The organism is Corynebacterium sp. EPI-003-04-2554_SCH2473622, assembly GCF_001665955.1.
Taxonomy (GTDB): domain Bacteria; phylum Actinomycetota; class Actinomycetes; order Mycobacteriales; family Mycobacteriaceae; genus Corynebacterium; species Corynebacterium pseudodiphtheriticum.
Window position 1 is genome coordinate 1 of the sequence record NZ_LZMN01000052.1, and the last position, 7,505, is coordinate 7,505.

At 56.1% G+C, this 7,505-nt stretch carries 13 protein-coding genes; all 13 read right to left on the bottom strand.

The genetic code is table 11. The features are described from left to right. Positions 1–229, bottom strand: a 229-nt coding sequence (locus A5774_RS05805) for a hypothetical protein (protein WP_156519556.1), incomplete at its 3' end; no start/stop codon positions are given. Beyond that, a complete protein-coding gene (locus A5774_RS05810; protein ID WP_064833785.1) occupies positions 226–648 on the bottom strand; it encodes a hypothetical protein in 423 nt (140 codons plus the stop codon). The genes A5774_RS05805 and A5774_RS05810, both read right to left, overlap by 4 nt. Continuing rightward, positions 648–1,049 (bottom strand): hypothetical protein, encoded by a 402-nt coding sequence (locus A5774_RS05815; protein ID WP_064833786.1) that lies wholly within the window; start codon positions 1,047–1,049, stop codon positions 648–650. The genes A5774_RS05810 and A5774_RS05815 overlap by 1 nt, the downstream gene beginning before the upstream one ends. After that, complete coding sequence (locus A5774_RS05820) at positions 1,042–1,437, bottom strand: hypothetical protein (protein ID WP_064833788.1); 396 nt, start codon at positions 1,435–1,437, stop codon at positions 1,042–1,044. Before A5774_RS05820 ends, A5774_RS05815 begins: the two co-directional genes overlap by 8 nt. Then, positions 1,438–1,746 (bottom strand): hypothetical protein, encoded by a 309-nt coding sequence (locus A5774_RS05825; protein ID WP_064833790.1) that lies wholly within the window; start codon positions 1,744–1,746, stop codon positions 1,438–1,440. A gap of 2 nt (positions 1,747–1,748) precedes the next feature. After that, a complete protein-coding gene (locus A5774_RS05830) occupies positions 1,749–3,212 on the bottom strand; it encodes a hypothetical protein (protein WP_064833792.1) in 1,464 nt (487 codons plus the stop codon). Beyond that, complete coding sequence (locus A5774_RS05835; RefSeq protein WP_064833794.1) at positions 3,205–3,477, bottom strand: hypothetical protein; 273 nt, start codon at positions 3,475–3,477, stop codon at positions 3,205–3,207. The genes A5774_RS05830 and A5774_RS05835 overlap by 8 nt, the downstream gene beginning before the upstream one ends. Continuing rightward, positions 3,464–3,592 (bottom strand): hypothetical protein, encoded by a 129-nt coding sequence (locus tag A5774_RS11835; RefSeq protein ID WP_255364751.1) that lies wholly within the window; start codon positions 3,590–3,592, stop codon positions 3,464–3,466. Before A5774_RS11835 ends, A5774_RS05835 begins: the two co-directional genes overlap by 14 nt. Positions 3,593–3,689: 97 nt before the next feature. Continuing rightward, a complete protein-coding gene (locus A5774_RS05840) occupies positions 3,690–4,478 on the bottom strand; it encodes an N-acetylmuramoyl-L-alanine amidase (protein ID WP_064833796.1) in 789 nt (262 codons plus the stop codon). Then, positions 4,462–5,490: a phage portal protein gene (locus tag A5774_RS05845; RefSeq protein ID WP_064833798.1), complete on the bottom strand. Its 1,029-nt coding sequence runs from the start codon at positions 5,488–5,490 to the stop codon at positions 4,462–4,464. The genes A5774_RS05840 and A5774_RS05845 overlap by 17 nt, the downstream gene beginning before the upstream one ends. A 45-nt stretch (positions 5,491–5,535) precedes the next feature. Then, positions 5,536–5,712, bottom strand: a complete 177-nt coding sequence (locus A5774_RS11255; RefSeq protein ID WP_156519557.1) for a hypothetical protein — start codon at positions 5,710–5,712, stop codon at positions 5,536–5,538. An 8-nt stretch (positions 5,713–5,720) separates the two neighbouring features. Continuing rightward, on the bottom strand, positions 5,721–7,028 hold the full coding sequence (locus A5774_RS05850; RefSeq protein ID WP_064833800.1) for a terminase large subunit domain-containing protein: 1,308 nt from the start codon (positions 7,026–7,028) through the stop codon (positions 5,721–5,723). A 58-nt stretch (positions 7,029–7,086) separates the two neighbouring features. After that, on the bottom strand, positions 7,087–7,505 hold a 419-nt coding region (locus tag A5774_RS05855), incomplete at its 5' end, for a hypothetical protein (protein WP_231892363.1).

The window sequence follows — 7,505 nt, forward strand, 5'->3', positions numbered from 1 at the left end:
CCGGTTCGATCGTGTCGATCGAATCTAGCCACTCGTAGAGGTCTGCCGGGGTGTCTTTGTTCAAACGGCGCGCGGCAGCCCACACTTGCAGAGTCACGCCGGTCATTGGCGTGTGCTGTAGGCTCGGCATGCCTTGCCGGTGTTGTTCAAGCTCGGCACGAACTTTGTCGGCGTGAACGACTGCGATTTCTTCGCTTTTTCCGTCGGTGTAAATCACGTTCATTTTCATTGGGGTGCTCCTTCGATTTTGTCGATGATGTCTTCAAATTTTTTGAGATATTCTTTTACCCAGTTCGGCTCGGTGTCTTTTGCCGCGCGCGTGAGATACAGAGATGGCTTGATCTTTCGGGCTTTCCAGCCCCAGTGAATCGGGCCAGCATACGGCACGCGCTTTTTTCCAGCACGCACGATTGCAGCAGTCTGTGTGGCACCCGGGCGAAGACTATCGCGTAGCAGACCTGGTACCGCGCTAGTCATTGATAGCGGTGCCACGGGCACGATTTCACGCGATCGAACGAGCACGTGATTAGCGGCTGCACGGTGGGCGTCTTTGAGGTCATCTCGGACGTCTAGACCTGCCTTTTTTAGGCTTCGACGTAGCTCACGTGCTCCGTCGACGTAGACCGTGGCTTGTGGGCGGCGTGCCATTAGCCAGGCTTCGGAGTAAAGCGCGGCAGCGCTGGAATCGTCCAGGAAATATCACTGATCGGTTGGGTCTTGACATCGCCACCGATCTCGATGGGATCAATGACCACATTGCCCTCGATCTTCGCTGCATGCTGCGTGTTCGGTGTATAGACGAATGCCACGGTCTTGCCTGCGTTAGTCCAGGAATAATCCACGATTCCGGACTTTGTGAGGTCTTGGGCGACCTTGGCTTCAAGCGTGCCGGTGTAGGTGGTTTCACCTGCTTGCGAGCTGCCATCGAGAAAGTGCATAGGATCTTCACGCGATGGGTTGATGGTGATCTTTGCCGATGCGATCTGGGCTGAATGCGCGGTGCCACCAAGTGTTAGTGTTCCGGGGCCAACGGTGTAGGTTTTAGCCATTGTCTTGTTCCTTGTCTGAATCGGATTGAGTGATATCGACGGTTGTGCTCACCACAAACCGCGCGGCAGGTAGCTTGCCCCCGCTCGGCGGTGTGGCCTGTTCATTCGTAGAAATCGTGTCTATCTGAATACCTGCTTGGACTAGCGCGGCAGTCACGTCGGTGACGATCTCATTGAGTGAGTAGAGGTCTGCCAGCCCGCCCAGATCACGCACCACAGCGATGACTTCACATTGCACGGTGAAATCTGTCCATGTGATTGACGCTGCTTCAATATCAGTCACTGTGACGAAACAGCCAGGGGCTGTGACATTGCGGGCATCGATCGTGGCAGGTATTCCGGCTTCGTGTAAAGCGGTGACGATCTCGTTAGCTGCAGAGAGAATCACTTAGAGCACCACCGGTTTTTTCCATTCGCCTAGCTCTAGTAGCTGGGCGACTTCGGGGTCTCGGCGTGAGACGTAGACCGGCCCCATTTCGCTGATAGTCTCCACACCACTCGGTGACATTCTTCTGCGATCAACGCGGGCAATGAGCATGATTGCACCTAGCCGCCATTGGGGCGGCCAGTCAGCTTGTGGCTTACCTTTCCACGATTCGATCATGGACACGATGGGTTCGACGATTACTTCTAGCGTGTCGGTGGCGTGCGAGCCTTGCCACTGGGCTACGTCCTCGGCGGTGATTGCTGCAGCCATGATTATGCAGCTACTGCAGACTCGGTAGTAGCGGTATTGAACTCGACTTGCACGATGCCACGGGCATCGGAAACAAAAGCGGCCCAGTATCCGAATAGAGCATGATCGGAACCACCGCGGGCGACATCTACCGCGTTAACGCGAATTGGTGAGCCGGGCAGTTCACCAAAAGTAATCGCGTCTTTGTGGTAGGCGATAACGCTGTTAGCTGGCACCTTGTCGTCGGCGATGAACTTTTCGGGTTCTACGCCAAGCAACTTGAGATACTCCGGGTTATCCATTGTGGTGATGTCCATGAGCTTGAACAGATCATCAGGATTGACCAAAAACGCGGTCGGTTCCATACGCACTTGCTTTTTGATAATCTGCCGGGCCTTGGCAGCTGCATGCAAGAGATTAGGCTGCTTAGTCTTTTCCTTTTTCTTCTTCGCTTCGGCAACGACAAAATCTGCTGCTTTTTCATCGGATTTCATCGCATAAGAGTTAGTCATCTCTGCCAGGTAGGACTGAATGAATCCTGCATCGGGGAAATCGATGTATTTGCGGTCTAACTTGTGGCCACCGGCGATACGCTTAGCTTCTACTTCGATAGCTTCAGTAGCCGGGCTGTTGGTCGGAATCTCCTGCAGATTTCCGGCGTAGTCGTCGACGGTTGGAAGAGTCTTCCAGCGCCAGCCGCGTAGCTTGATGCCGGTTAGTGGCTGGCTGGAAAGTGTTGGGATGATTTGGCGCTGGAAGCGTGCGCCGCTCCACAACTCGCCAAGCCATTGCACGTTATCGACGGCCGGGTTATTGGCGTTGGTGATTTCGCCTAGTGCTGCAGTGATGTCGCTGTGGTCAGCGGAGGTCATGCCGGTAACGATGGTGTTCGCGGCTTTGGTGAGGTTCATGGTTTTTTCCTCGTGCTTTGATGCGTTGATGTGAGTGGTCACGGTGCTTGCCAGGTTGCGCGGCTTGCCAGCAGCAGCGGTAACACGCGCGTCGTCATAAGCTGGTAGGGCTACAAGAGCCACGGCTGTCAGCCGTGCTGCGGTGACGATGCCGTCGGTAATTTCCGGATCGTCGAGTTCCACGCTAAGGGCATCGCGAATACCCTCGGTGACATCGGCTAGTGCTGCATCGCCGTCGGCGGTGGCACCCACATGGAAACTCATGTGAATGCCGTCGTCTTTGATCTCGGCGGCGGTGGCGCGGCCTACCGGGGTGCCGTTGTCGTTGGAATGATCGCGGTAGAGTTTCACACGGCCTAAATCTTCGGGCAGCTCGATCGCGTCCTTATTGACACTGAACACCCCGCGGTTGGTTTTGCCAGGTTTATTGAATGGCAAGACCAGGCCAGAAAGCTCGCGGGCATTTTCCTCGGTTGTGGTGTCATCGTCGGTGGTGGCCTGCGATGCGGTGAGATCAGCAGGCAAGATGAACTTGCACGGCTGATTGTGAGCTGATGCGGTGATCAGGTTATTCATTGTTGTCCTTTCGGTGTTTTGGGGTCTCTGGTGGCTCGGCGGATAGCCACGGCAGATATTTTTCGATCCACTGGGCAACGGCGGGGGTGGCCAGTAGTCGCGTGGTGCCGGTGGTCACGGCCAGTACTGCAGCGACCCAGGGGATTGCGGTAATGCCATAGGCTTCGGCGATTACGGGCAGCAGCGGCAGCAGGCCAATGACGGCGGCGGCGAGAGTGCGAATACTAGCCCGGCTCGGGTATTGCACTTGGCTACTTTCTTTCATTTCTTTCTTCCAAGATGGTGACGAGGGTGTGCAGTGCCAGATATGCGACGATTCCTGCAGCAGTGAATCCCGATATCAGGCCAGCTATAAGCGCTGTGATGATCTCGGCGATCATGCGCTAGAGCCTGCATAGTCCAGGCGTGCAAGCCATTGATTGAGCACCGTACCTAGTCCGCTTGATGCCAATAGGCACAAAATCAATTCCATAGCCTTTACTCCTTTTCTCTGAATCCATCGACACCTAGCTTTTCGCCAATTGCAGCTAGGGCATCAACGACGGTTCGGTTGCCTAGCTGTGGCCAGCCGGGGAATTGTCCAGGCCCACCGGGGCCTGCCAATTGCTCTCGGGCTTCAAGGGCGGCATGCTTAGTGGTGTTCAAAGCACCGGGCATATCGTTGTTGACCATCAGGTCAAAGGCTTTGTCACTCATTTGTTCTCCTTGTGGTTTTCCGTGCAGCTCCTCGGCGACCATGGCGGTGAATACGTCCATAGGGAAGTTCTTGCCTGGGTCGGTGTGGTCAGATTCTCGGTAGGCGGCAGAGACATCTGCATGTGTGCAGATGCCTTTTGCCCTCCGGCCACGTACCTCGGCGACGCTAAGGTGGCGCGGGGCGTGGCCATACCGGCGGCACCAATCGGCGACCACGCGGGCACCGGCGCGAAGCTGGGCGTCATATTTGAGCCACTCGGCACGCGATGATGCTGCATAAGCCAGGAACGAGAGGTGAAATCCGTTGATATTCGACGTGTAGAGCGCGGCTGCCGGTGAATAGTCATCGTCGTTGGCGCGAAGCGTTTTACCATCGGCAGCAACGAGAATCGTGTATGAGCCGGTGCGTGATTTCTGCTGCCAATCGGCGCGGTTAATGAGTGCTTGTGTACCGGATTCACGCGGGCACTCATAGGTGTGCAGCACGATCTGGGGCACCTTGTGCGGGTCACGCCAGCCGCTGTCGACGTCGGTGAGCCGGGTGATATCGGCCTTAAACTGTGGTGGCATTGTGAGGTTCCTTATTTTCGGTGGCAGGTAGTGGCAGGGCGTCGAATATCTCGGTGACATCGAACTTCAGATGACCATGAGACATGTCAGGCTCATTCACGCGCGATTCAATCGCTGCCATAAGTGGCGATAATCCGAATGCCACTAGCTCGGTCATGCGAGTAGCCGCGTTTTGATATGAAAGGGACGTGCCACCAACGCTGGAATCAATAAACGGCGCGGGAATGTTCATCACGCGCGCGACATCGACGGCGGCGGCGTTACGTCCATCGATCAACAGATTTTCTTTCGCGATGCTGTGTTCGTTGACTTCCACGCCAGGCGAAGAGTAAGACACCCCAGAGTTGCGGCCTTTTCGGGCAGCGACGTAGCCGTCGATAAGTTGTTGGATTTCTTCGCGCGATAGCTGGGCGTTGTTGGTTTGGCGAAGCTCGATCAATGCAGCTGGGTTATCAGCCACGCGCGCGGCAGCGGCTTGGATTTGGCGGGCATCGCGGATAGCTGCAGCACCATGAGTGAGAACGCCGTCATGAATGCCAGTAAAGACACAGACATCTTCTGGACTCACGGCGTTTCCGTTGACTATGACGGTGCCGTCGTCTTTGGTATCCCAGAGGTGGCGGGGGATATGCACCGCAATCATGGGCGTGCCGTGGGCATCTCGGTCAAGCGCCCAGCATGATTTGCCGTAGAACAGCAAGTCGTCCACGGTGTTGAGCATGCGAGACATGCGAGTCGATTTAGTGTAGCTGTTATCGACGAATCTGTTGGCTAGCCAATAGGGGTCATCGTATCCATCGGCGGCGATAAGCTTGCACCGTGCAATCGTGGAGACGATGAGGTTGCGAGCACGCATGACGGCGGGTACTTGCATGGCTACAGATCGCGTGATGGGGCTAGCGGTATCAGGCGGGATTAATTGGCCTAGGTGTGAATCACCAATCGTAAAAGGGCTAGCTACCGTGGTGGTGGCGGTGGCCGTTGCCTTTTTTAGTCGCTCAATTAATCCCATGTGTTTAATTATTTTGATTGTGCTGTCGGTGCCACGAATCTTGCTTTATTGGGTGTTTTGTCGCATGTAGAACCGGGCGCGGGCTGCAGCGGCGGTATCGTCGTGCATGTCTTTGAAATGCTTGGCTAGGTGCATGTAGGCACCGGCTTTAGTGCCGTGGATTATGCGCCACTTGCACTGTGGGCATATGGCTAGGTGAGTGTAGACCCCAGAATCGATCATTGGCGCTCCTAGAATATTTGCGGTTTAGGGTCGGCAGGTTGCCGGTTTTGCAGCCCGTGCAGTGCCAGGGTGGCGGCTTCTAATGCTGCGATTGAGCCACCTTGTGATCGGCGTTGCCATGTCCAGCCGTCGCCTAGTCGGCGTTTTTCTACAATCGCCATTGCTAGATCGAGATGTGACGAACTTCGGATACGTACTGCCGGGGCTGGGTTGCCGTCTGCATCGGTTTTGGTCATGCGGTCGAGTAGCTCGGCAGATGCTGTCGTTAGCTCGCGGGTCTTGATATCCATTGGTGGCAGGCCTCGGCGGGTTAGCTCGGCATGCAGCGTGGACGATGGGCCTACGTTGTCTACTACCGGGGCATCTTTGAGGTCTTTGCAGTATTTCTCGATTTTGGCCGGCGCCCAGCGGGTGCCAGGGCGCACCTCGATGACCTCGATCATGGGTGTATCACCAACCCAGCAGGCGGCAGCGATGGCGGTTTCGGTGCGCTCGATATCGATAGCAGCACCGATTACCGCCGGGGCATTAGCTGGCATGTAGTCAGTGGTCTGGCAGGCTTTCCACGTGGAATTATGGATAAGCATTTCACGCGCGCCGGTTCGGCGGTTTCCGTAGCCGCGCGCGAAGCCTGCCGGGCCTAGCTGCCGTAATCCGGCTTTGAGTGAATCCATGTCTAGCGTGTAGCCAAAAGCCGGGTGCGATGCGGCTACCGCGTCGAGATCAGTGGCATCTTGATCGTTGGCAATGCCGTAGTCAAGCAAGAAAATATCTTCGGCACCGGCTAGCCCTTGATCGATTAGCCCGTGCAGCCACGTTGACGCGGCAGTTCCCACGGTTGACAAGATGATCGTTTGCCGGTGTGGACGGGTGGCTTGCGTCGGCGTGATCGCCTGCATGAGGGCATCTGCCTGTGGTTCATCGAAAGCCCAGGCTTCATCGATTAGGTTGAGATCACTTTGCATTGAGTGCAGAGAATCTTCAGTTGGTGGGTGAGGTCGGAAAGCAGAGTTAAACCGGGCAAATTCCATGGATTCACTGCCGTTGGTTTTGAGCACTTTCACCATTGGGGCAAACGGCGACCGGTTGAAATCGTTGACGACTTCCAGCCATTTTTCGCGTGCTTTTTGCCCGGTCTGGGCGGTGTACCACACGCGCGCGTTGGGCACAGTAAAGGCGCGTTCGATTGCCCATGCTCCGGCAGCAGTAGTCTTGCCGGATTGGCGCGGCACAGTGACGATGATAAACGGCCAGCGTGGCCTGCCGTCGTTATTGACGGCACCGACGACGTGTGCTGCGAGTATTTGCCAGGGCATTGGTGGGTGGCCTAGTGCTTTTTGAATTTTTAAAATTCTGCGGCCACGCGCGTTAGGTTCAGGCCAGTGGCTTAGGTATCTCGGCGTCGGTGTGATCGTCGTCTGCAAGCAGCTTGTTGAGGGCGTCATTAAGGGCGTTGTCATTAGCAGTGTTCCTTGCGGCAGGTGTCAGGCCCAGTTCTGCGAGTACTTCGCGAAATGGTGGGGTGAGATTAGCGACGGCATAGGGCAGGCCATTGGCTTCGGCTTCATCGAGCGCCCAGGCATTAGCGCGGGCTAGTGATACCAGGCCTGCATCTAGGGTGTCGACGGCTCCGGATTGCTGGGCGTGTTCGATAGCTCGGTCGAGCTGTTGTTCATGGCGACCGGCTGGGCGACGTGGGATATCGGCGACATCGAACAGCGCGTTGTTCTGTGATTGCTTTTTCGGCATGGTGATTCTTCCAAAAAATAGAGGGGGGTAGGGGAGGGGACGGG